The 22120-nt window shown below is 47.7% G+C and carries 21 protein-coding genes; 13 read left to right on the top strand and 8 right to left on the bottom strand.

The features are described from left to right. The first annotated feature begins 274 nt into the window (after positions 1 to 274). Together AC3WU2_RS14515 and AC3WU2_RS14520 are read left to right on the top strand one after the other, a co-directional pair. The gene (locus AC3WU2_RS14515) at positions 275 to 754 is read left to right on the top strand and encodes a DUF948 domain-containing protein (RefSeq protein WP_492455229.1); all 480 of its coding nucleotides are present in this window, start codon (positions 275 to 277) and stop codon (positions 752 to 754) included. A gap of 18 nt (positions 755 to 772) precedes the next feature. Next, entirely contained in the window at positions 773 to 1108 is a 336-nt protein-coding gene (locus tag AC3WU2_RS14520; RefSeq protein ID WP_492455231.1) for a YtxH domain-containing protein, read from the top strand. A gap of 91 nt (positions 1109 to 1199) precedes the next feature. Here AC3WU2_RS14520 and AC3WU2_RS14525 read toward each other — a convergent pair whose 3' ends face one another. From AC3WU2_RS14525 to AC3WU2_RS14540, 4 genes are all read right to left on the bottom strand, one after another. After that, on the bottom strand, positions 1200 to 1496 hold the full coding sequence (locus AC3WU2_RS14525) for a hypothetical protein (protein WP_492455233.1): 297 nt from the start codon (positions 1494 to 1496) through the stop codon (positions 1200 to 1202). Between the two features lie 25 nt (positions 1497 to 1521). Beyond that, the gene (locus AC3WU2_RS14530) at positions 1522 to 3831 is read right to left on the bottom strand and encodes a thiamine pyrophosphate-dependent enzyme (RefSeq protein ID WP_492455235.1); all 2310 of its coding nucleotides are present in this window, start codon (positions 3829 to 3831) and stop codon (positions 1522 to 1524) included. A gap of 28 nt (positions 3832 to 3859) precedes the next feature. Then, positions 3860 to 4867 (bottom strand): 2-oxoacid:acceptor oxidoreductase family protein, encoded by a 1008-nt coding sequence (locus tag AC3WU2_RS14535; RefSeq protein ID WP_379349814.1) that lies wholly within the window; start codon positions 4865 to 4867, stop codon positions 3860 to 3862. A gap of 311 nt (positions 4868 to 5178) precedes the next feature. Beyond that, positions 5179 to 6213 carry a phosphodiester glycosidase family protein gene (locus AC3WU2_RS14540; RefSeq protein ID WP_156826070.1) on the bottom strand — a complete coding sequence of 345 codons (1035 nt, stop codon included), beginning with the start codon at positions 6211 to 6213 and terminating at the stop codon, positions 5179 to 5181. A gap of 441 nt (positions 6214 to 6654) precedes the next feature. Between AC3WU2_RS14540 and racE the strand changes: the two genes are divergently transcribed. Beyond that, on the top strand, positions 6655 to 7470 hold the full coding sequence (racE, locus tag AC3WU2_RS14545) for a glutamate racemase (RefSeq protein WP_492455238.1): 816 nt from the start codon (positions 6655 to 6657) through the stop codon (positions 7468 to 7470). Positions 7471 to 7622: 152 nt separating this feature from the next. After that, the gene (locus AC3WU2_RS14550) at positions 7623 to 8828 is read left to right on the top strand and encodes a M14 family zinc carboxypeptidase (RefSeq protein ID WP_492455240.1); all 1206 of its coding nucleotides are present in this window, start codon (positions 7623 to 7625) and stop codon (positions 8826 to 8828) included. Positions 8829 to 9077: 249 nt separating this feature from the next. On the opposite strand, the gene AC3WU2_RS14555 is transcribed toward AC3WU2_RS14550, so the two are convergent. Beyond that, positions 9078 to 10703, bottom strand: a complete 1626-nt coding sequence (locus AC3WU2_RS14555; RefSeq protein WP_492455242.1) for an MDR family MFS transporter — start codon at positions 10701 to 10703, stop codon at positions 9078 to 9080. A 211-nt stretch (positions 10704 to 10914) separates the two neighbouring features. Between AC3WU2_RS14555 and AC3WU2_RS14560 the strand changes: the two genes are divergently transcribed. From AC3WU2_RS14560 to AC3WU2_RS14580, 5 genes are all read left to right on the top strand, one after another. After that, entirely contained in the window at positions 10915 to 11217 is a 303-nt protein-coding gene (locus tag AC3WU2_RS14560; protein ID WP_018755849.1) for a HesB/IscA family protein, read from the top strand. A 14-nt stretch (positions 11218 to 11231) separates the two neighbouring features. Beyond that, positions 11232 to 11465: a YuzB family protein gene (locus AC3WU2_RS14565; protein WP_018755848.1), complete on the top strand. Its 234-nt coding sequence runs from the start codon at positions 11232 to 11234 to the stop codon at positions 11463 to 11465. Between the two features lie 77 nt (positions 11466 to 11542). Further along, the gene (locus AC3WU2_RS14570) at positions 11543 to 11812 is read left to right on the top strand and encodes a hypothetical protein (protein WP_018755847.1); all 270 of its coding nucleotides are present in this window, start codon (positions 11543 to 11545) and stop codon (positions 11810 to 11812) included. A 162-nt stretch (positions 11813 to 11974) separates the two neighbouring features. After that, positions 11975 to 12805 carry an aldo/keto reductase gene (locus tag AC3WU2_RS14575; RefSeq protein WP_492455246.1) on the top strand — a complete coding sequence of 277 codons (831 nt, stop codon included), beginning with the start codon at positions 11975 to 11977 and terminating at the stop codon, positions 12803 to 12805. Positions 12806 to 12823: 18 nt separating this feature from the next. Continuing rightward, a complete protein-coding gene (locus AC3WU2_RS14580) occupies positions 12824 to 13510 on the top strand; it encodes a metal-dependent hydrolase (RefSeq protein WP_492455248.1) in 687 nt (228 codons plus the stop codon). Positions 13511 to 13663: 153 nt separating this feature from the next. Here the strand turns inward: AC3WU2_RS14580 and AC3WU2_RS14585 are convergent, their stop codons facing one another. Together AC3WU2_RS14585 and AC3WU2_RS14590 are read right to left on the bottom strand one after the other, a co-directional pair. Further along, positions 13664 to 15634 (bottom strand): LTA synthase family protein, encoded by a 1971-nt coding sequence (locus tag AC3WU2_RS14585; RefSeq protein ID WP_492455250.1) that lies wholly within the window; start codon positions 15632 to 15634, stop codon positions 13664 to 13666. Positions 15635 to 15836: 202 nt separating this feature from the next. After that, a complete protein-coding gene (locus AC3WU2_RS14590; RefSeq protein WP_492455253.1) occupies positions 15837 to 16982 on the bottom strand; it encodes a THUMP domain-containing class I SAM-dependent RNA methyltransferase in 1146 nt (381 codons plus the stop codon). 106 nt (positions 16983 to 17088) lie between these two features. Here AC3WU2_RS14590 and AC3WU2_RS14595 point away from each other — a divergent pair, with 106 nt between their 5' ends. Both AC3WU2_RS14595 and map read left to right on the top strand, forming a co-directional pair. After that, the gene (locus tag AC3WU2_RS14595; protein ID WP_492455255.1) at positions 17089 to 17721 is read left to right on the top strand and encodes an O-methyltransferase; all 633 of its coding nucleotides are present in this window, start codon (positions 17089 to 17091) and stop codon (positions 17719 to 17721) included. Between the two features lie 73 nt (positions 17722 to 17794). Next, complete coding sequence (gene map / locus AC3WU2_RS14600; RefSeq protein ID WP_379349796.1) at positions 17795 to 18541, top strand: type I methionyl aminopeptidase; 747 nt, start codon at positions 17795 to 17797, stop codon at positions 18539 to 18541. A gap of 115 nt (positions 18542 to 18656) precedes the next feature. Here map and AC3WU2_RS14605 read toward each other — a convergent pair whose 3' ends face one another. Beyond that, on the bottom strand, positions 18657 to 19868 hold the full coding sequence (locus AC3WU2_RS14605; RefSeq protein WP_492455258.1) for an MFS transporter: 1212 nt from the start codon (positions 19866 to 19868) through the stop codon (positions 18657 to 18659). 228 nt (positions 19869 to 20096) lie between these two features. On the opposite strand from AC3WU2_RS14605, the gene hemE reads away from it, so the two are divergent. After that, entirely contained in the window at positions 20097 to 21146 is a 1050-nt protein-coding gene (gene hemE / locus AC3WU2_RS14610) for a uroporphyrinogen decarboxylase (RefSeq protein WP_492455260.1), read from the top strand. A gap of 26 nt (positions 21147 to 21172) precedes the next feature. Further along, a complete protein-coding gene (gene hemH / locus AC3WU2_RS14615) occupies positions 21173 to 22120 on the top strand; it encodes a ferrochelatase (RefSeq protein WP_492455262.1) in 948 nt (315 codons plus the stop codon).

The raw sequence follows: 22120 nt of genomic DNA on the forward strand, positions 1-22120 counted from the left end.
TAGTAAACGTAAAGCGGATGGTACAGCTAAAAAAGCAGTCGATCCTTAGTGGAGGATTGATTGCTTTTTCACATTCAATGGTGACTGTTTTCCAGTTAGATACCCTCTTTATGACTAAAGTCGAGCTTTTGCAAGGCTCCCCGCCGCACAAGGCTTTTGACGAAAGTTTAATAATTTTGGTTTGTCTGCTGTGTCAAGTCAAGCCCAATCTTCTTATACTGTTATTAGAAAATGGGCATTCGCCCGGGAACAACGTGAATCGAGGTGATCGTGGATGGTTGAATGGAGTGTTGTGAGTATGGCGGTTGCATTTGTCATATTGGTCAGCGTAGCTATCGTCGTGCTTATTACGGTAAGAAATACGGTGCTCCAGGCGTATGTAACGATTCTTCAGCTACAGCGAGATACGGCGGCGCTGGGCCGGGAAGTATCCGTCTTCGTCCAAGATGCGCAGAAGACAGCGGCATTGGTGAAGCGGCAAGTAGATGCCTTTGAACCGTTCTGCGATTCCATCCGCGAGACAGGGGAGGCGCTGCGGTATGTCACGTCCTCGGTAACCTCGGTCACGGAAGCGTTGACGTCCTCTGCCGTAACGCATGTCAATCGTGCGCACGCCAATAACATTGAGCGGATTGGCGATATGTTCGATTGGATGGATCTAGGCCTTGGATTGTGGGAGAAATGGCAAGCCGTGCGCCCAGCTAACACGGAGTCCCGAGCTGCGAATCCAAATGAGAGTAAAGAAGGATCATAATAAAGGAGCGATGACAACATGTCAGAGAAAAGAAAAAGCTTTCTGTTAGGTGCATTGGTAGGGAGTGTTGTTGGTTCAGTAGCGGCGCTACTGCTTGCACCCAAGTCTGGCCGTGAGCTGCGCCAAGACATTAAAGAAGGAGCGCACCAAGTAAGTGAGAAGACGACTAATGTGATCAAGCAAGTTGGTGAACATACATCGGGCTGGGTTGAAGCAGCGAAAGACAAAGTGAACAATTTACGCGAGTGGCGCCAAAATCGCCGTCAAGAGGATGACGAGACATTTGCGCAAATCGCTTCAACTAAAGAAGACGACAAAGTAGAAACACGTGAACTCGATGAAATTCTGAAGTAACGTGCGGGGAACGTAAAGCAGGAAAATGGAAATATGAAAAGAGCAGCAGCCCTGTTAGTAAAGGGACTGCTGCTCTTTGGTGTATATACGGTTATTGTTGCGCGAGGACTTCGATATAAGGCCGTCCCTCTGCGTCAAGGAAACAGATGTATTTTGGATTGTTTTTTAACTTCACATTACACAATTTCAGGACCTGTTCATCGACTTCCAGCAGCGACCAAGTATCAGCGTCCAACATATCATGCGATGCAAGGAAATCAGGAAGCTCCGCCTTGGCAGCTTCCTCATCTTCCCAATATTTCACCCCGTAATAGATCAAGTCATAACCATTACGCAGCAGACATGCATAGAGCTGATGTGTTGCGATATGGTGGAGTACGAAAGGCACGAAGGGCAACTCCTCTCGTTATTCGTTATAGATACGGATTCTCATGCTTTGCGAGCAGGATCTTCCACCGGCGCTCCACTTCAGTTTCAAAGGCTTTGAGCGTCTCAACGTGTTCCGGTTTCGTAAGATGTCTCGTCTTACCCATTGTCTTGAGCCATTCGACGATAGGGACCCTCTTATCCTTCTCATCAGGGTTGTACGTGATCGTCGTAACGCCATGCTCCACCTCGTAGAGCGGGAAGAAGCATGAACCTACGGCTGCGTCGATAATTTCCGTACCGAGTTCATCCTCGGACAACCAGTTGAGCGGGCATGTGATTAAGATTTTACCATACACAAGACCTTCATTCTGGGCATAGTACTGCGCTTTTGCCGCTTTCTTCACAAGATCCTGCGGGAAAGCTTCTGAGCCGGTGAACACATACGGAATATGGGTTGCTGCCATAATCTGTGCCGTATCTTTGTGGTGGAACACTTTGCCGGCGCGCACGGAACCGATATTAGAGGTCGATGTCCGATGACCCATCGGTGTCGAATAGGAGAGTTGTGCTCCTGTATTCATATAGCCTTCATTATCGTATTCCAGAATAATCATCTTATGATTGCGAAGCGCTGCACCGATCGCAGGTCCCATGCCGATATCCATACCGCCGTCGCCTGTAATCATGACGAAGGTGAAGTCATCCTGCAGGTTCAAGTGATCGAGTTCGCCTCTGCGCTTCCGTTCCCAGAACATTTCGACGACACCGGATAGGGTGGCTGCACCATTCTGGAACAAGTTATGAATATACGTCGCTTTGTGCGAAGAATAAGGGTAGCCCGTCGTAACAACCATCGCACATCCCGTATGGAATAGAGCGACGATATCGCCTTCAATGCCCTTGAAGAACAATTCCAAGCCGGAGAAAATACCGCAGCCTGGGCACGCTCCATGGCCCGGCGCAATCCGCTTTGGTTTCTTCGTCAGCGAGCGGAGTGGTGGGATGCGTACGCTTAACTTGCCTGTCTCTTCGTCTTTCTTCACCGTAATGAGACCTGTCTTCAAATCTTCGAATTTCATCGGCTTCAGCACACGCTTCGGTGATTTGGCAGGGTCCCCTGGTGTATGTCCGTAATAATCGAACGGTTTGTCGACCATGCCTTTATTCATGGCATCGATCGCGAATTGGAACAGATTATGGCCGTCTTCGGCATAGAAATCTTTGCCGCCAAGACCATAAATTCGACTGATGACGAGCGTATCCCGGTTGCCATGGGTGAAAAGTGCGGCTTTGATCTCATTGACCATGTTGCCGCCGTGCCCGCCGTAAGAATCAGCACGATCACCGACGGTGATCGCCTTCACGTTCTTCAGCGCTTCAGCAATGGCGCGTTGCGGGAATGGACGGATCATGTTCGGAGCAATGGAGCCCGCCTTGATCCCTTGCGCACGCAATTGATCCACGACATCCTTGATAATCTCCGAAGCGGAGTTCATGAGGAATACAGCGACTTCTGCATCTTCCATGCGATACTGATCGAGGATTGGATAGTCACGACCTGTAAGATCCGCGAATTCCTTGCGCACGCGGTCATAGACATGTTCTGCATTGTACATCGCCATCGATTGCTGATAACAGTTGTTAATGTAATCCGGTTCATTCATATATGGACCAACAGTAATTGGATTGTTGCGATCCAGTGTGTCAGGGTAGCCGACGGGCGGCTGAGCACCTATAAATTGATGTACATCTTCACGATTCGCGAACGTCTGAACTTTGCGTTTCTGATGCGAAGTGAAGTAACCGTCGGATGCGACGAGCACAGGTAGACGAACTTCTGCATCTTCCGCGACCTTGAGTGCCATAATATTCATATCGTAGACCGCTTGCGGATCACGACACATCAGAATGGGCCATCCTGTATTGAGGGCATAATATAAATCCGAATGATCTCCATGAATATCAAGCGGTCCGGAGACGGAGCGGCAGACAAGATTCATGACCATTGGGAATCGAGTCCCGGATTGTACCGGCATTTGCTCGATCATGTAGAGGTAGCCGTTCGCGCTGGTTGCATTGAACACACGACCGCCAGCTGTGGAAGCGCCGTAGCATACCCCTGCGGAGCCATGTTCACCGTCAGCTGGGATTAACACGATATCGTGCTGCCCGTTCGACTTCATTAGATCTAGAAATTGAGCGACCTCCGTTGACGGAGAGATCGGAAAATAACCCATCACATGATAATTAATTTGGTGCGCCGCATAGGCAGCCATTTCGTTGCCGGATTCATACACGACACGCTGCTCTACCTTGGCAAGTCCTGCTTGTTCTTTGGACAAATCAATAGACAATGTCGATTCCACCTTTCTGGCATGCAAATTAATGGACTGCTAGGTCAAAACGATGCGGCGTACGGTGCTCGTCTGCATAACCATCTTCTTCTCTGGCACTGCTGAGCGCATCTGTTGGACAAGCTCTAACACATTTAAGACAGCCTTTGCAGTATTGATAGTCAATCCCTTGTAGGAACATCTGCGGACGGCCTTTCTTATCCGGCTGTTCTTCCCATACGAAGCAGAAGTCAGGGCATACATTATCGCAAGCTGCGCAGTGGATGCACTTATCATCGGCGAAATGAGGCATCATCCCTGCACGCGAGATACTCAGATCCTTCAGAATACTGTTCCCTGGATTCGTAATCACGCCACCCATCGGCTGCGTCTCGTAACCGAGCATAGGTGTATCCTGGCGCACAAAAGCTGGCATTTGCTGACCAACAGGCAGTTCAAATGTCTGGAAAGTTACTTCATTAAAGCCTCTTTCGAACGTTTGGAGTGCAGGACCTACAGCTTGTGGATACTTCTTCTCGAGGGATTTGCGGATAACAGATTTCATGGCTTCGGGGTCTAGGAAGTCGCATAGCCGGAAAAGTGCGCCTAACATCGCCATGTTCGTGCGGTTCTTCTCTTCTAGTGAAATGCCTGTTGCATCGACGACGGCAATCGTACCGCCCAAGAGCTTCATCTTCTCTTTCAATTGCTCAGGTGATTTATTCGAATTTACAAGTACGAGACTGTCTTCATAGATACCGCTAATGACATTGACTGTTTTGGATAACGATTCGTGGAAAATGCCTACAACATGCGGCCGTTCCACAGGCGACGTATCTCGGATATTCGTATGGTTGTCGCAAAACCGGATGTGTGCTTTGACGGGAGACCCTTTTTTCTCCGATCCATAGGATGAGAAGCTTACGCCGTTTAGTGAGGCGCCTGTAACTCCGGCCTCCGCCAGCATTTTCCCGGCCAAATTCGCGCCGAGACCGCCGATGGATTCCAGCCTAATCTCGAAAAATCCTAGTTCATTTAATTTGGGTAAAGTAACCATCCTATTACTCCCTTCTAGAATAAGATTTCAACTCTTATATTACCAGTATTTCTCAAGTGTTCAATAGCTTTTCCATCGTCCTTGAGAATCTTTTTGAACTACCTCTTTTAGAGCAAAAAACCTCTACCCGGGTACAAGGTAGAGGTCGCCGTTAATCTATTATATTAATGATGTTTGCGGATGTTGTCTGTAAATTTTCACATTGACAATTTCTACGATGTTAGAACAGTAGGCGATGACAGTAGAACGAAAAAACCCATAGGATTCTTGATCCTATGGGCTCTTCGATCATTTTATAACGGATAAGTGCATTACCACTTGGATGGGTCAATTTTATGCGGATCGAGTCCTTCCCAAATATTCGGAATGTCGACCTTCTCAGGATCATTGAAGACAAGGAAAGCTGTCGGCAAATACCGCTCTCCATGCTGGCTGGAAGGGGAGTTAACAATTTCATTATCCTTTACAAGTACGGTAGAAGATCCACCGTCCAGATTTGCTGCAATCACAGCGCCATTCTCGAGCATGATGTTCTGACAATCATAGAGATTGGCACCAATACTATGGGCTTGACGGCCATCGATAACAAGGAATAGGATCGTGCCGTCGGCACGTTGTCCCATGACGGTCCGAGGTGCAATGCCCCAGCCGTCAGCCGCGTTCTTCACAAGACCTTTGCCATTCACGATAATGCGGGGTTGGAAGGTCACGGCTTCCTTCACACCCATCTCTTGAAGCTGAGGGATCGTATAGTTCCCGGCAACCATTCGACCATTCTTATCAATGCCGACGATCTGGGTTTTCTTCTTATTACTAATCCCGCCGTCATAATAAACTTTCCCGTCGGCGATAACAAGTCCAATTGGCTGGAATCCATTCCCTTTCCAGTTCGGATCGGCGAAGCCGCCGGCATTAACGCCTGCGATGGCACCCGTACGTTTCACCATGCTGGTTACTTTCTCCCCGCGTCCGACGCGATTTGGGACCCCGATTCGGATCTTGGTTGGATCATTCACAATCATAAGGTACCCGCTGAAGCCCGCACCGCTGACCGGCTTAATCTCCACCAAGTCTCCCGATTTCTTCCCGCCAACGGAAATGTTCTGATTGTCTTTCTCATCACCCATACCTTCAAACCTTTTGTTATATTCCGCAACGCGGTTTTGGAGTGCTTCTTCTCCGATAATATATTTCGCCCAGTGGCGATGTTGTGTCGTGATCAGTGTATCTGCGATGAGCATTCGGACGTTCGTCCCGGATGGTGTGAAGAAGAGCCATGCGGCACCGAGCGCACCGACGATAAATAACGTAATGAAAAGATTTTTTATAAAACGACCAAAGGTCATACGTTTCTTTTTGCTTGTAAGCTGTTGCTTCCTCGCTCGACGGCTTGGGGCAACAGGCTGCGGTTGTCGCTGTGCCGTCTGAGTTTGCTGTCTCAATAGTAAGACTCCTTTCAAATCATAATTGATTATGGGATTATATCATTATGACGTATTTTCGGGTAAAAAGGTTAATTAAAATTTTGTCATTTTATTTGGTAAATATTTTTTTGATAGGCAGGCGCGATGCGATGAATCTGAAAAACGTTGTGCTCCCGTAGGAGATGCGGTGTGCGATGATGTATCTTATTGGAATTTGGTGGAAATGACACCGTGTTTGCTTGAACCTAACCCCGTTTTGAGCTAATATTTATGGATTCAAGTTACGTGGTACATTTCGACCGATAGATTCATATTCTATGAGAGGGGATTCCCTGTAACTGACATTCTATAAGAAGGAAGCGTGTGTTCGTGCAGCAAGCCATCGCTATACTAGATTCCGGTGTGGGAGGATTAACCGTTGTTAAAGAAGTTATGAGGCAGCTTCCACGGGAGAAGATCATTTATTTTGGAGACACTGCCCGCACACCCTATGGACCGCGTTCGTCGGAAGAAGTGTTGTTATTTACACAGCAAATTGTCGAGTATCTTATTCAGTTTCAACCTAAAATGATTGTCATTGCTTGCAATACGGCGACAGCCGTGGCGCTGGAGCAGATTCGAGCGATGGTCAATATGCCTGTCGTAGGCGTTATTCATCCGGGGGCAAGAGCCGCGATTAATGCGACAGAGACCGGTTTTGTCGGTGTCATCGGCACAGAAGGTACGATTCGCAGTGGTGCCTATGCTCAAGCCTTGAAGGAGATTTCACCGCATATTGAGGTCGTTAGTGAAGCCTGTCCGAAATTCGTACCTCTCGTGGAAAAAGGAATGTTCCGTGACGAAGTGACGTGGGAGACCGTCAAGGAATCGCTAGCGCATCTTCGTTACAAACCCATTGATTGTTTGATTCTTGGTTGTACGCATTATCCGTTTCTAATGGAACCTATCGCTGAAGTGATGGGGCCGAATGTGAAGCTGATTAGCTCCGCAGATGAGACGGCGCGTGAGATCAGTACGATCCTATACCAATACGGACAGTTAGCCAAAGCAGATGACCTGCCTGTTCATCAATTCTTCTGCAGCGGAGAACCGAAGATATTTCAACAAATTGCCCAAGAATGGCTAAAAGAGCATTTGGAGACTGCGCCAGTTGTATGGCAAGTGCCGAATTTTTTGTGAGAATAAAAGAAGCCGGTAGCGGATTCGTATGATACGAGCGCTGCCGGTTTTTTCGTGCTGATTCAGTAAGGATCGTTGACATAATGGATGCAACTCTCTCATATACTTCATGGAACCAAAAGTAGATTTGGATGGAGCTAGGAGGGGGAACAATGGCTATTCCATATATCGTTCAGCAGGGCGACACGTGGCTTCGTATTGCTGCAAGGTATGGGATTCATACCGCAGCGCTTCATATGGTGAATCCGCAGCTGCAAGAAGCACCGTATATTATTCCTGGACAAGTTATGTACATTCCGTTCCGGCCGGATAACGTCTATCTGATCCAAGAACGAGATACATTCTATGAAATTGCAAGGCGATTCCATGTGCCGATTCAACAGCTCCTAAATGCAAATCCTTCCGTTGATCCACGCCATCTGAAAATAGGTCAAAGTATGATCATTCCGCTGACGAAGAGCGGGGATATTATTCGCGTGGATGCGGAGTATGGTCCAGCTCAATTGATGGAGGACAGCGCTAGATTGTGTGAGCAGTATCCATTCGTTCGAAGATATATTATTGGCTATAGTGTGATGGGGAAACCGATCATTGCCATGCGTATCGGCACGGGGGATCGCAAAGTCCATGCGAATGGGGCGGTTCATGCCAATGAATGGATCACGACGCCCATTCTCATGAAGTATATTGAACAATATGCCAAAGCCTATCGGACGGGCGGTTCTTGGGGCAGCATGGATCCGCAAGAATGTTATCAGCGCAATTCATTGTGGGTTGTTCCGATGGTGAACCCGGATGGCGTAGAGCTATCGCAAGAAGGAATTAACCCGAGTCACCCCTATTATCGATCTCTGCTGCATTGGAATGGCGGGTCCTATCAGTTCACACGTTGGAAAGCCAATATTCGCGGCGTGGACCTGAATGATCAATTCCCGGCACATTGGGAGGAAGAACGAGATCGAAGAGGGAAGCGTGGACCAGGTCCGAAGGATTATACGGCGGAGGGACCGCTGATGGAACCTGAAGCGGTCGCATTGGCGGAGTTCACGAGAGCGCATCAATTCGATATGGTCTTATCCCTCCATTCGCAAGGTGAGGAGATTTATTGGAATTACCGGGACTATGAACCGGCAGAATCGGAAGCGATTGCGCGAAGATTTGCACAAGCAAGCAGTTATCGTTCTGTGAAGCTGAGCGGCAGCGATGCGGGATATAAGGATTGGTTCATTCAGGAGTTTCGCAAGCCGGGCTTCACGATTGAAGTCGGAATGGGGATGAATCCACTCCCGATTCAGCAATTCCAGAGTATATACCAGGACGTATCTGGGATATTAACAGAGGCGTTATGTTGTTCTTGATGAACAGCATAACGCCTCTTCACTGTTAGGGAGAGCTAATCCTTACTAGTGTAGGCTACGAATGCCAATATCCCTTATTAATACCGTACCTTTCTCTGTCCGATCGAATATGAAACTGATTTTATTTAACTGCTCGGGTTGGAATTTCAAGCGCTACAGGCTAGTTAGCGCGGTAAATTACAACAAAAAGGGCAACCCGCAGTCAATAATTTGACGTTGAGGTTGCCCTTTAACAGATTCATGATATGTTTATACTTCCGTTGCAGCTTCTGGCTCCTGATCTTTTGCTTTCTTCTTGCCGCGCTGCGGCATTTGCTCTCTGGAGATTCGGCCGTTGCCTACGAAGCAAGCGGTCAGCACGCCCAATACGATGAAGATAAGTCCTGCCCAGAACACGATGGAGAAGGCTTCGGTCCACACCGTTTTGATCAGGTTCAGAACGGTTTCCTTGATGTCGGCTTCAAGCTGTAACTTTTGAGGCGCGAGCATGATGCTGAACAAATCATCTACCTTCTCTGACAATTTACTCATGATGCCGGACAATACGGGATTATTCGTCACTTGATCGGACTTTAGTGCTTCATCCATTTTGCTAGCAAGCGCATGGTTCATGACAACGTTCAATACCGTAACGCCAATCGTACTACCGATGGAGCGGAAGAATGTTGATGCTGAAGTCACCGTTCCGAGCTGCTCCCGAGGGAATTGGTTCTGCACGGCAATCATTAAGGTTGGCATAACAAGACCCATACCGAGACCTAGAATAATCATGTACATATTCACAGTTAACTGCGTCGTATGTGTCCCCATGGTGCTCATAAGGAAGAACCCAAGGGCACCGATTACCATCCCCGAAATAAGAACGGTACGATAACGAATCCGAAGCAAGAGTTGACCACCTACGATACTTGCTGCAATCAGCGAGAGCATCATTGGTGTCATCGTTGATCCAGCTTTGGTCGGGCTAACACCTAGAATCGCTTGCATAAACATGGGTACGAACATAATCGCACCGAACATCCCCATCCCAACGAGGAAGCCAAGAATATTTGTTGTCGCGAAAACGCGATTTTTGAATAACGGGAGATCTAGAATCGGTTCTTTCGCTTTCTTCTCAATGATGAGGAAGAGAGCGGTTAGAACGATTGCGCCGCCGAAGATCGAGAAGCTCTCAACGGATGTCCACGCAAAATTTTTACCGCCGAATGTAAGTCCAAGGAGTAAAAGGACGATCGCAGGAACGAATGTAACGATGCCCCACCAGTCGATAACGGCTTTGTGCTTCGCTACAAGCTCATGCTTCATGCCGAAGAAAATAAGAATACCGGACAAGAGTCCAACTGGTACGTTGATTAAGAAAATCCAGTGCCACTGCACATGGTCAACGATAAATCCACCGATAAAAGGTCCAATAACGGAGCTGAGTCCAAAAATACCACCGAATACACCTTGCCATTTGGCACGCTGCTCAGCGTTGAAGATATCCCCGACAATCGTCTGAGATAACGGCATGAGCATCCCGCCGCCGATCCCTTGCACGGCACGATAGAGGACCAGTTGTTCCATCGTCATCGCCGTAGCACATAAGAACGAGCCTGCGACGAATATCAGGACGCCAAGTAGATAGAAGAGTCTGCGACCATACATGTCAGCGAGTTTACCGACAATCGGTACCACGGTAGTAGATGTAATCAAATATGCTGTGGTTACCCATGCGAAGATGGAAAATCCATTTAAATCTTTAATAATCGTAGGCATTGCCGTACCGACGATGGTCTGTTCGAGTGCACTGAAGAGCATCCCGATGATTAAGCCGATGAGTACCATGGTCCGGTTAATCGTTTTTGGTGATGAATCTTGTATTGCTTCTTGCATAGATGGCCTAACCTCCAATTTCTGAAAATCTTACGCTCTAATATTTTAGGTCTAAAATAAATCACTTTTGGATTATAGGGTATAATGAGCGTGGAATCAAGTGTTAGTTTGTGTACAAAATGTGAACTTTGAAGTTTTTATAGGTTGATTTCAAGGGTTCAATTATTTACAATAAAGGAATATGGATTTGGACATGATGGGAGAGAGAATCATGAATTGCAAAATTACACGCAACGCTGCGAAAAAGATAAAGCAAGAGCTTGAACAAGCGAAAGATCCGGGGCTGATGCTACGTGTTTTCGTTACCCATTCCCACGGGAACCATGCCCACTATGGCATGGACCTGGATAAGGCGAAGGATAATGACACGATTGTGGAGACAGACAAGGAGATTTCTGTCCTCTTGCAATCGGACGAGCCAATGTTGGATGGAATCAAAATTGACTATTTATATTTCCCTGAAGAGGGTTTTATCATTACGAATCCATCAAAAGGCAATCATGGGGATCACTAGAAAGAGGATGAATTATGGCGAACGACATACGCATTTGCGATAAATGTAAGCATGTTAAGATGAAGACGTTCTTACCGAAAGTTCAGAAGATGGACCCGGAAGCAGAGATCAAAGTAGGATGCAAGTCGTATTGTGGTCCTTGCGGGAAGCGGGTATTTATCTTCATTAACGGCCGTTATGTAACGGCACCTACGGAAGATGAAGCGATTGAGATGGCAAGTAAATACGTGAAAAAAAATAAAGTGTGATCTTAAGAGGTGCGGATAGTTCCGCACCTTTTCGTCTATCCTAAGGAGGCTATAATGGTCAAAGGGAGGACAGGATATTGACACGTAATGATGATTCGATGCATGAGCAAACTCCGATAACGCAAGCGCAGAATTCAATTGAAACACTGCATCACGCCGTCTCTCAAGCGCTCAGTCATCCGTCGGAACAATCTGTGGGACAAGCGAATAGCGCATTGAAGCGAGCGCAGAACGCAGTAGATACGGCGATGAAGAATGAGACAGGACGGAACCAACAGCCTGTGGAGTTCGCACGCGAGCTATTAGGAGATGAAATGGAACGGTTGAATAAATTATCCACAGATTAATACGCATGTTGTAGAGCCACCTGGAATGGAATGAGAGCTGATTCCTCCCAGGTGGCTTTGCATTTTGCGCTGTGGAAAATACCTGTGATATGATAATGTTGTCGCTTACTTTATGGAAGCGTGTGGAGAATATTCAGAATACATATCAAGGGAGGATATTGTATGAAACATATTGCAGATCGCGTTAAACTGAACAACGGTGTCGAGATGCCATGGCTTGGTCTTGGCGTATGGAAGGCAGCAGATGGTCAAGAGGTGTCTAATGCCGTGAAATCAGCGATTGAATGTGGTTATCGCAGCATTGATACGGCGGCGGTATATCAGAATGAGTCTGGTGTCGGACAAGGAATCAAAGACAGCGGCATCGCAAGAGAAGAGCTGTTCGTGACGACGAAGGTCTGGAATTCGGATCAAGGTTATGAATCGACGCTCCATGCGTTCGAAGAGAGCCGCAAGAAGCTGGCCCTCGACTACCTTGATTTATATCTTATTCACTGGCCTGTCAAAGAGAAAAAATATATCGATACATGGAGAGCGCTGGAGAAGCTCTACAACGACGGATTGGTTCGTGCGATTGGTGTGAGTAATTTCCATATCCATCATTTGAAGGATATTTTCGAAGTAAGCGGCATCGTACCTGTCGTAAACCAAGTGGAATATCATCCGTTGCTAGCGCAGCGTGAGCTGCATGCATTCTGTAACAGCCACAATGTTGTGCTTGAGGCATGGAGTCCGTTAATGCAAGGGAAGCTGTTGGACGATCCGACGCTTACAGAGATTGCTGCGAAATACGGTAAATCAGTTTCCCAGGTGATTCTGCGTTGGGATTTGCAGAACGGTGTCATTACGATTCCGAAATCCGTGAATCCAGAGCGTATCGCTCAGAATGGCGATATTTTCGACTTCGAGCTCTCGACTGAAGATATGGAACGTATTCAAGCGATGAACAAGGAACAACGTGTAGGCCCAGATCCAGATCATATCGATTTCTAAGTGAGGTGTGAATAGAGCATGGAGCTCCAATTTATCGGTCATTCTTGCTTTATTGTATCCCATAACAATTTCAAAGTTATTATGGATCCGTTCATCTCGGGCAACCCGCTCACAACATTGAAAGTAGAAGACGTCAAAGTGGATGCGGTACTGCTGACACATGGGCATTCCGATCATACGGCGGATGCACTGCAGATCGCGCTTCAAAATCAATGTCCGATTATTGCGAACTTTGAAATCTGTAGTTATTTTGGGAGCAAAGGCGCCACCGTGTTCGGCATGAATATCGGCGGGTGCAATACCTTCCGCTGGGGCAAGGTTAAATTTACACCAGCAATCCATAGCTCAAGCCTCGATACCGAGCAAGGCTCTATATATGGCGGCGTTGCGGGTGGGATTCTGCTCACCATGGGCGACAAAACCTTCTATCATGTTGGGGATACGGCCTTATTCAGTGATATGAAGCTCATTGGCGAATTGCACGACATTCATGCTGCGGCGATTCCAATCGGCGATGTGTTCACGATGGGGCCTGAGGATGCGCTGCTCGCAGCGCAATGGATTGGTGCGAAAACCAATATCCCTGTGCATTATGATACGTTCCCAGCTATCGTTCAAGATGCGGAAGCGTGGGTTGCAGCTGTCAATTCGAAGCGTTTGCACGGCATTTGTATGCATCCATCAGATCGATATATCGTCGATTAATACAAAGAAACCCCTTGCTAGCATCGGGATGGTCATGGTGTTCATGACCTAATCCTAATGCTGTGCAAGGGGTTATTTTATGAAATATTTTTCGGGGCCCCCCGCAAAGTACCTGAATCGCACCGAAGCAATATCACCACTTTGTGGGGTTCTTTATGTCTTCTCTCTGAAGCGACGGATCAGGTCATAGGTAATAACTTTATCCGACATTTCGAGCTGTTTCTTCGCTTGATCTGCAATGGAACGGCAGCCTGCAACATCAGTCTTGTCCCCGGTCTTCGCGTCATAGCAGGTTCCATTCTCGAAGATCCCATCTGCTGCAGGCATGTAATAGTACTGTCCGTCTGTCACTGCACCTGTACGCAGCACGACGAGCTTGTCGCCTTCGGTGAATAGATTATTTCCCATCATATAATACGAGTCGGTTGGGATGCCTAGCAAATAGAGCAAGGAAGGCGTCATATCTAACTGACCGCCTACACGATCGACGGTACCTGCATGTTTCCCGTCAGGGAAATGGACGATCATCGGAACTTGATTCATCAGCTGTTCGAATTTCATGTCGCTGATACTTGTGCCAAGAAATTGCTCCATCGCGCTTTTGTCGCGAATGGAATTATCGTGATCTCCATAGAACGCAATGATCGTATTTTCCCACAGACCGTCGGCCTTCATTTGTTCGACCATTTCTCCGAATGCTTCATCCACGTAATGAACGGATTCTAGATAGTCTCCGAATATTGTCCCTTTGAATTTCCCGACATCCAGCACTTGCTTACTCGCTGGAAGTTCATAAGGATGGTGACTGGATAGCGTAATCAAGAAGGAATAGAAAGGTTCGTTCGTCTGCTTCATATAATCCAAGGATTGTCGGAAGAAGGAAGCATCCCCGAGCGACCAGCCTAATGGTTCATCAATTGTAAAGTCCTTCTTGCTATAGAACCGGTCGTAGCCCATTTGATTGTACATATTGTATCGATTCCAGAAGCTCGCATCATAGGCATGATAGACGCCTGTTGAATACCCCTTATCTTTGAGAATCTGTGGGAGGACATCGTAGGCATGATTCGGATAACGGATGAATACAGAGCCTGTTGGCAGTGGATGCAAGGACGTATGCGATGAGAAGTCAGCGTCGGATGTTCGGCCTTGTCCCGTCTGGTGATAATAATTGTTGAAATACATGCTCTCACGAACGAATTGGTTCAGATGCGGCGTGACTTCAATCCCATTGATTTTCTGGTTGATCATGAAGTTCTGGAAAGCCTCAGCTTGAATGACAATTATATTTTTGCCTTTATAAGCACCGAACAGCTCATTCGTGACTTGCGGTTCGTTATGCTTGGCCGTAAACCATTGTTTGACTTCCACTTCTTCTTCTGCGGTAATCGTCTGTTTCGAGAACCAATTCTCACTCGCATAGCGGTTAATATCGTATCCGTGAAATCCGATCAACCCGGTCACATTATAGAGGGACACGTTCCACCAGTTCCCGACGAAGATCCCTTTTGCCCAGGTATTCGTCGCATGTTGAATCGGGAGGAATGTCAGACCTGCACCGAGACCGAAGATGATCGCACTCATCACGACACGAGTAATGAATTTCTGGATACGGCTGCGACCTGTACGAGCCATACGCATTAAGGCTTTTTCTTTACCAATGATGATCCAAGCTGCGATGGTTAATGGTAGGAGTAGTACAATATCGATGAAAAACAAGATATCCTTCCAGAACAGGAGGGAAGCAATACTATGTCCAAGAGAACTGACTTGTCCAGCCTGCATCAGAACAGGAATGGAAATAAAGTCTTGGAAGTATCGATAATAGACCAAATCGGCATAAAACACACTGGTGAGCAGCACATTCAGTATGAACACGCTAATCCATCGTCCTCGCGGCGGTAGCAGCCACACCCAGAACGAGCAGAGCAGAATGGAACCAACGCCAATGATATAATCCCATCGATCCATCCGGACGAGGGGAACATCCATAAATCGATCGAACAGAAACAATTTATACAGGATAAGTGCTATAAACAGAATGCATTCGACATAACGAATACGAAATAAGGTATGAAGCGGTACTCTTTTGGCTCGCGGAGCCGTCTGGTACGGTGTATTCAAGGTCGAAACAGCTCCTTTCTTCGAGCAAAATGGTAATTCATAGCGGTCAACAGACACCTTTACTATTATAAACGTAATAAATTCGGATTCAACTTCTGTTAATATCTGGATGAAGCAACCTGCTTCGCAAAAAAACCGCCGTTACCCATTCTTTCCAAAAGGAAGCGAATGAATAACGGCGTTTCGGTTTTTATCTATAGGATTACGCAAGTGGCTTGCGTGGTGGGAGCGGGCCTAGGTATTGATAGAATTGACATTCAATGCGTCCATTGAACAGCTTGCGACGCTTGTTCGCGGGGCGACCGAAGTAATGCTCGAATTGCTTGTTCGGACAGATCGAGAAGAATGACCAAGTCGGGAGCTTCTTCGAGACGAAGCCGAGATCACGCATGACCTTCTCAGCCTCATCAATTTCACCGAGTCGTTCGCCATAGGGCGGATTCGTAATGATACAGCCGTAGTCCCCTTGAGGATCTATTTTCGTGACAGGCAGGGTATGGAACTGGATTTCTTGGCCCAGCCCGGCAGCCTTTGCGGAAGCATATGCAATGTCAATCGCTTCTCGGTCAATATCGGAGCCCGCGATCTCGAGCGGAATATCATCCCGCAAAAGATCGTACGCTTCTTCTCTTGCTTCTTCCCATAGCTCGGCGGGAATGATCGGCCAGTCGCTCGAATTGAATGAACGTCGTAATCCTGGGGCGATGTTCCAGCCGATCATGGCAGCTTCAATCGGAATGGTACCCGAGCCGCAGAATGGATCATAGAACGGGCGATTTGGAGTCCAGCGGCTGAGCAGCACGAGTGCTGCCGCCATCGTCTCCTTGAGTGGTGCTTCGGTTGCTATTTTGCGGTATCCGCGTTTATGAAGACCTGGTCCTGTTGTATCTAAGGTCAGCAGCGCGATGTCATTCAGCATAATGACTTCAATCACGTAACGAGGTCCGGTTTCATCGAACCATTCGGTCCCGTAAGTCATACTCATCTTGTCGACGACCGCTTTCTTCACGATGGATTGACAGGCAGGCACACTGCTAAGCTGCGATTTATGCGAACGGCCTTCGACAGGGAATTCCCCGTCTTCTGGAATCCAATCCGGCCAATTCAGTGCTTTGGCTCCTTCAAATAGTTCATCGAATGTGGTGGCTTTGAATTCCCCCATCTTGATCAGAACGCGATCACTCGTCCGAAGCCATAGGTTACACCGACATATATCGATCAGATCACCGCGGAAATTAACGCGACCGTTCTCAACTATCAAATCTTCATAGCCTAAATCTCTTAATTCTCGTGCTACAACAGCTTCAAGTCCCATTGGCGCTGTTGCAATTAACTGATACTTACTCATGTAATCGTTCACACCCTAACAGCATTTTCTGATACAATCCAGTATAGGCGAATTTAACCGGCGTTACAAACATTGAAATAGAAATGAGAATGCAGGAGGTTAGAAAATGACGCAATCCGATGAGCAATATATGGATTCATTATTTGCTGAAGATGAGGTACTTGAACGCTTGATGGAAGGGACGCGCAAGGCAGAAATGCCCGAAATATCGATTGCCCCGGGTTACGGGAGATTGCTCACAATTCTTGTGAAGACTTCGCGTGCGCAGCGCATTCTAGAGATTGGGGCTCTTGGCGGATATAGCGGGATATGTCTTGCTCGCGGCTTAGATGATGAGGGAAAGCTCGTCTCGCTGGAGCTGAAGCCAGAGTTCGCGGAGGTGGCGAAGCAGCATGTGACCGAAGCGGGGCACGGCCATCAAGTTGCGTATCGCATTGGCGATGCGATGGAGAGCTTGAAGCAGCTTGAAGCCGAAGGGCAGCGATTTGATTTCTTCTTCATTGATGCAGATAAGGGAAATTACTTGAACTATCTTGAATATGCCATTAGGCTTGCGAATCCAGGTGCCCTCATTGTAGGGGATAATACATTGCTGCGCGGCAGAACGACTGATCCGACACGGAGCGGTCCTGCGGTCCAAGCCGTAAGACAATTTAATGAACGGATTGCGCAAGACCCACGGCTGATGAGTACGATGCTGCCAGCTTATGATGGTCTTGCTATTGCCATGGTGAAGTAAATTGTGCGGCAGCCTTATTTGCTAAAATCGATCAATTTCAATACACTATACAAATGAACAGGAGGCGCGTGAGATGATTACGATCAAGACAAAAGAACAAATTGCGAACATGAAAGCGGCAGGCGAGATTCTCGCTGCGTGCCATCGTGAGATCGCCAAGATGATTAAACCTGGAATTACAACGCAAGAAATTGATAAATTTGCTGAAAAATTCATTCTCGATCACGGAGCAACACCAGAGCAGAAAGGCTACAATGGGTATCAATATGCGACGTGTGCTTCTGTTAATGATGTGATCTGTCATGGCTTCCCGAAACCAGAAGTGCTCAAGGACGGGGACATTGTGACCATCGATATGGTCGTGAACTTGAACGGATGGCTGGCGGATTCAGCTTGGTCTTACCGCGTTGGGAATGTATCCGAGCAAGCCGATACATTACTTCGCGTGACGGAAGAATCACTGTACAAAGGAATTGAGAAGGCAGTGATTGGCAATCGCTTAGGCGATATTGCGAATGCGATCCAGGTCCATGCGGAGTCGAATAACTTCTCCGTCGTACGTGAATTTATCGGTCACGGGATCGGACAGGTGATGCATGAGGAGCCGCAAGTGCTTCATTACGGACCAGCTGGCCGCGGTACACGTCTTAAGGAAGGCATGGTCATTACGATTGAGCCGATGCTGAATACAGGCGACTGGCGCAGCAAACTGGATAGCGATGGCTGGACGGCAAGAACGAAGGATGGCGGCCTGTCTGCACAATATGAGCATACCATCGCAATTACAGCTGAGGGGCCAATCATTCTTACAGCGCAATAATCCACGATTAGATTATAAAAGGGTTGCCTCTGCAATGGCTTGTACATTGCAGGGGCAACCCTTTTTACAAGTTCTGAATCGATTCAAAGCCAATGCACCACTTTGTGGGAAGGTATTACGTAGTGGCTTTCACGCGATGATTGCGATATAAGGTTATCCACACCCACAGCCCATTGCATAACAACAAGATTCCGGAGGAGATGAAGATGCCCTGGATGCCAATATTTCCGGATAACGCACCTGCAATAATCGGTCCGAGCATGTTCCCGAGTGCTAACGTACTACTGTTGAAGCTGTAAGAGCGACTTTCCATCCCATCAGGTGTATATTTGCGGATCAGGGAGTTCACCGAAGGCAGTAGACCGCCCATGAACATGCCAAGAACGAATCGACATAAGATCAACTGCCATACACTGCTGACGAATGCCTGCGGGATCAGTGTGACGGAAGCGCCAATCAAGCAGAAGAATAGAATTCCATTGGAGCCGATCTTGTCGCTAAGCTTCCCGAGCAATGGGGAAGCGATCATATTCGAAATGCCGGTAATGGAACTGACAAACCCAGCCCAGAAGGCGAGATTCACCGACGTTCCGTGCAGTTCTTGCACGTAAAGCGGCATGAGCGGCATCGGGCCCATCATCGCGAATTGCAGCAGGAAGGTTACACCGAATAACGCCATGAGGGGACGATATTTGGTAAGCTGCATGAAACCGGCAATTACGGAGATATCCGGTTTCTTCGCTGCTTCCTCACGATTGAATTTCTCCTTAATCAAGAAGGTAGCGACGAAGGAAGCAGCAAATGTGAGTGCGCCGGTTATGTAGAATATCGGACGATAGCCGATCGTATCCGCAAGCAGACCGCCAATGAATGGGCCTAGGATGGTTCCGGCGACTTGTCCAGATTGCAGCATCCCCATGGCGAATCCCATTCGCTGCTTCGGTGTTGCAGATGCGGCAAGCGAGATAGCTGCAGGATTGAAGCCGGAAATCGTTCCATTTAAAAGGCGCAATAACAAGAGCTGAAATGGCGTCTGTGCGAAGCCCATCAGCACCATGACGATCGCCATGCCGTATCCAGAGCGTAAGAGCATCATTTTCCGGCCATATTTGTCCGCGAACTTGCCCCAGATCGGCTGGAATATAAAAGATGTCAAGAAATTTGCAGCGAAGATGAACCCTGCCCAAGTCCCGATTTGATGCGGATCGGTAAGACCAAGATCATGCTGCAAGTAGAGCGACAGGAACGGAATGATCATCGTCATGCCGGCATTGACCAGGAATTGGCCAACCCAGAGGACGACGAGATTGACTTTCCATTGTTGCATCGCATGGATCACTCCTTTCTTAGATGATAGATAAATCTGTAAGGGTTTCGAACGATCCTGTATTGGAAATTATAGCATAAGGTGCAGTCATGGACGAAACAGGGCGGTTCGCGTATGCGTGACGATTGTCATTGAATTGTCATAGGGAGCTATTCGAGATAGGTTGAGACGGTATATGAAAAAGGGCATAATGAGTTTATTGACATTAGGTTAGATTGGAGAATTCACATGATAACGAATGACCGGTTTCTAAGAGCATGCTTGAAGCAAGAGGTCGATCAGCTTCCCGTCTGGTATATGCGCCAAGCAGGGCGTTACGATCCTGATTATCGCAAAATCAAAGAAAAATACAGCTTGCTCGAAATTTGCAAACAGCCGGAATTGGCTGCGGAAGTGACACTCATGCCGATTCACAAGCTCGGGGTTGACGCAGCGATTCTTTATTCGGATATTATGAATCCAGTTGCTTCAATTGGAATTGATTTTGATATTGTTGCCAATGTAGGTCCAGTCATACATAATCCGGTACGAACGGCAGAGGATGTAGCGAAGCTGCGTCCGATCGATGTAGAGGGGGATCTCTCACACGTACTGGAGACGATTCGAATTCTAGATCGCGAGCTTGAAGTACCGCTTATCACGTTTGCAGGGGCGCCATTTACGATCGCCAGCTATCTTATCGAAGGTCGTCCATCACGGAATTATCGGTTAACGAAGCAAATGATGTATAGTGCTCCGGAAGTTTGGTTCGCTCTAATGGATAAGCTAGGTGATATGGTGATTGCTTATCTTAAAGCGCATGTCGCGAATGGGGCAAAAGCGGTTCAATTGTTTGATAGCTGGGTGGGAGCACTCGCACCGCAAGATTTCGAACGTTATGTACTGCCTACGATTAAGCGGATTTTCGCTTCGCTCAAAGAAGTAGATGTACCTAAAATTTATTTCCCAGGAGTCAGTTCAGGCGAATTGCTGCCGACACTGCGTGACCTAGAAGCGAATGTGATCGGATTGGATTGGCGCGTGTCCATTACGGAAGGCAGAGCACGTATAGGCTCGAAATTCGCGGTCCAAGGGAATTTGGATCCGTTCTTGCTAACTGCACCGACGCACGTCCTTGAAGAACGTGCAAGACAGTTGATTGACGAAGGGATTCAGCAGCCAGGCTACATTTTCAATCTGGGTCATGGATTGTTCCCCGAAGCATCGCTGGATACGTTGAAGCATTTAACGGACTATATACATGCCTATTCGCGCGAAGCGATTCGTACAAGAGGCTAAGGCAGCCACAGAGGGAGATAAGGAATATGTCACAGAACAAAATTGGTGTATTGGTGATGTCCTATGGCACGCCTGAGAGTCTAGATCAAGTGGAAGCTTACTATACCCATATTCGCCGTGGTCATCCGCCGACTGCAGAGCAGCTTGAAGAGCTAACTTCCCGTTATGAGCAAATCGTGGGCGGGTTCTTCCCGCTTCGTGAGAATACGAATCGTCAAGTTGCTGCACTTGAAGCCATGTTGAACAGTGAATTCGGTCGTGAGGACATGGAATTCGTCTGCTATCAAGGATTGAAGCATGCACATCCATTGATCGAAGAAGGCGTTGAGCAGATGGCGCAAGATGGAATTACGCAAGCAGTCGGTGTCGTCCTGGCACCCCATTATTCGGTTATGAGTGTAGGCGGATATATTCAACGCGCGAAAGCACAAGCGGAAGAGAAGGGCATTGCAATGTCGTTCGTCAAAGACTATCACTTGCATCCTCTCCTGCTTGATGCACTCGTACAACGCGTTGAAGATGCATTGCAGAAATTTGGAGAGCTGGAGCAAGCGAAACGTGATGTTCGGGTTCTCTTCAGCGCTCACAGTCTGCCGGCAAAAATTCTGGAGATGGGCGATCCGTATCCAGATCAATTGCTTGCGACTTCACGTGCGATTGCGAATCGTGTCGGACTTACGCAGTGGCAATTCTCTTGGCAAAGTGCCGGGCAGACAGCTGTACCTTGGCTCGGGCCAGATATGCTCGATACGCTGCACAACTTGGTCCAAGAAGAGCAAATAAAGCAGGTGCTCGTCGCACCGATCGGCTTCGTATCCGATCACTTGGAAGTGTTGTACGACTTAGACATCGAGGCACAGCATGTGGCTGGCGAACTAGGGGTTCATTTGGAACGTACGGCATCATTGAACACGGATCCGCTCTACATTGCAACACTCGCGGATGTAGTGCATCAACAACTAGAGAGGAAGTGA

The organism is Paenibacillus sp. EB106-05-06-XG162 (assembly GCF_058791655.1).

Excerpts from the sequence above, each read along its gene's own strand:
- AC3WU2_RS14515 (WP_492455229.1), top strand. The coding sequence starts at position 275 with ATGGTTGAATGGAGTGTTGTGAGTATGGCGGTTGCATTTGTCATATTG.
- AC3WU2_RS14520 (WP_492455231.1), top strand. The coding sequence starts at position 773 with ATGTCAGAGAAAAGAAAAAGCTTTCTGTTAGGTGCATTGGTAGGGAGT.
- AC3WU2_RS14535 (WP_379349814.1), bottom strand. The coding sequence starts at position 4,867 with ATGGTTACTTTACCCAAATTAAATGAACTAGGATTTTTCGAGATTAGG.
- AC3WU2_RS14540 (WP_156826070.1), bottom strand. The coding sequence starts at position 6,213 with ATGACCTTTGGTCGTTTTATAAAAAATCTTTTCATTACGTTATTTATC.
- AC3WU2_RS14550 (WP_492455240.1), top strand. The coding sequence starts at position 7,623 with ATGGCTATTCCATATATCGTTCAGCAGGGCGACACGTGGCTTCGTATT.
- AC3WU2_RS14555 (WP_492455242.1), bottom strand. The coding sequence starts at position 10,703 with ATGCAAGAAGCAATACAAGATTCATCACCAAAAACGATTAACCGGACC.
- AC3WU2_RS14560 (WP_018755849.1), top strand. The coding sequence starts at position 10,915 with ATGAATTGCAAAATTACACGCAACGCTGCGAAAAAGATAAAGCAAGAG.
- AC3WU2_RS14565 (WP_018755848.1), top strand. The coding sequence starts at position 11,232 with ATGGCGAACGACATACGCATTTGCGATAAATGTAAGCATGTTAAGATG.
- AC3WU2_RS14575 (WP_492455246.1), top strand. The coding sequence starts at position 11,975 with ATGAAACATATTGCAGATCGCGTTAAACTGAACAACGGTGTCGAGATG.
- AC3WU2_RS14580 (WP_492455248.1), top strand. The coding sequence starts at position 12,824 with ATGGAGCTCCAATTTATCGGTCATTCTTGCTTTATTGTATCCCATAAC.
- AC3WU2_RS14590 (WP_492455253.1), bottom strand. The coding sequence starts at position 16,982 with ATGAGTAAGTATCAGTTAATTGCAACAGCGCCAATGGGACTTGAAGCT.
- AC3WU2_RS14595 (WP_492455255.1), top strand. The coding sequence starts at position 17,089 with ATGACGCAATCCGATGAGCAATATATGGATTCATTATTTGCTGAAGAT.
- map (WP_379349796.1), top strand. The coding sequence starts at position 17,795 with ATGATTACGATCAAGACAAAAGAACAAATTGCGAACATGAAAGCGGCA.
- AC3WU2_RS14605 (WP_492455258.1), bottom strand. The coding sequence starts at position 19,868 with ATGCAACAATGGAAAGTCAATCTCGTCGTCCTCTGGGTTGGCCAATTC.
- hemE (WP_492455260.1), top strand. The coding sequence starts at position 20,097 with ATGATAACGAATGACCGGTTTCTAAGAGCATGCTTGAAGCAAGAGGTC.
- hemH (WP_492455262.1), top strand. The coding sequence starts at position 21,173 with ATGTCACAGAACAAAATTGGTGTATTGGTGATGTCCTATGGCACGCCT.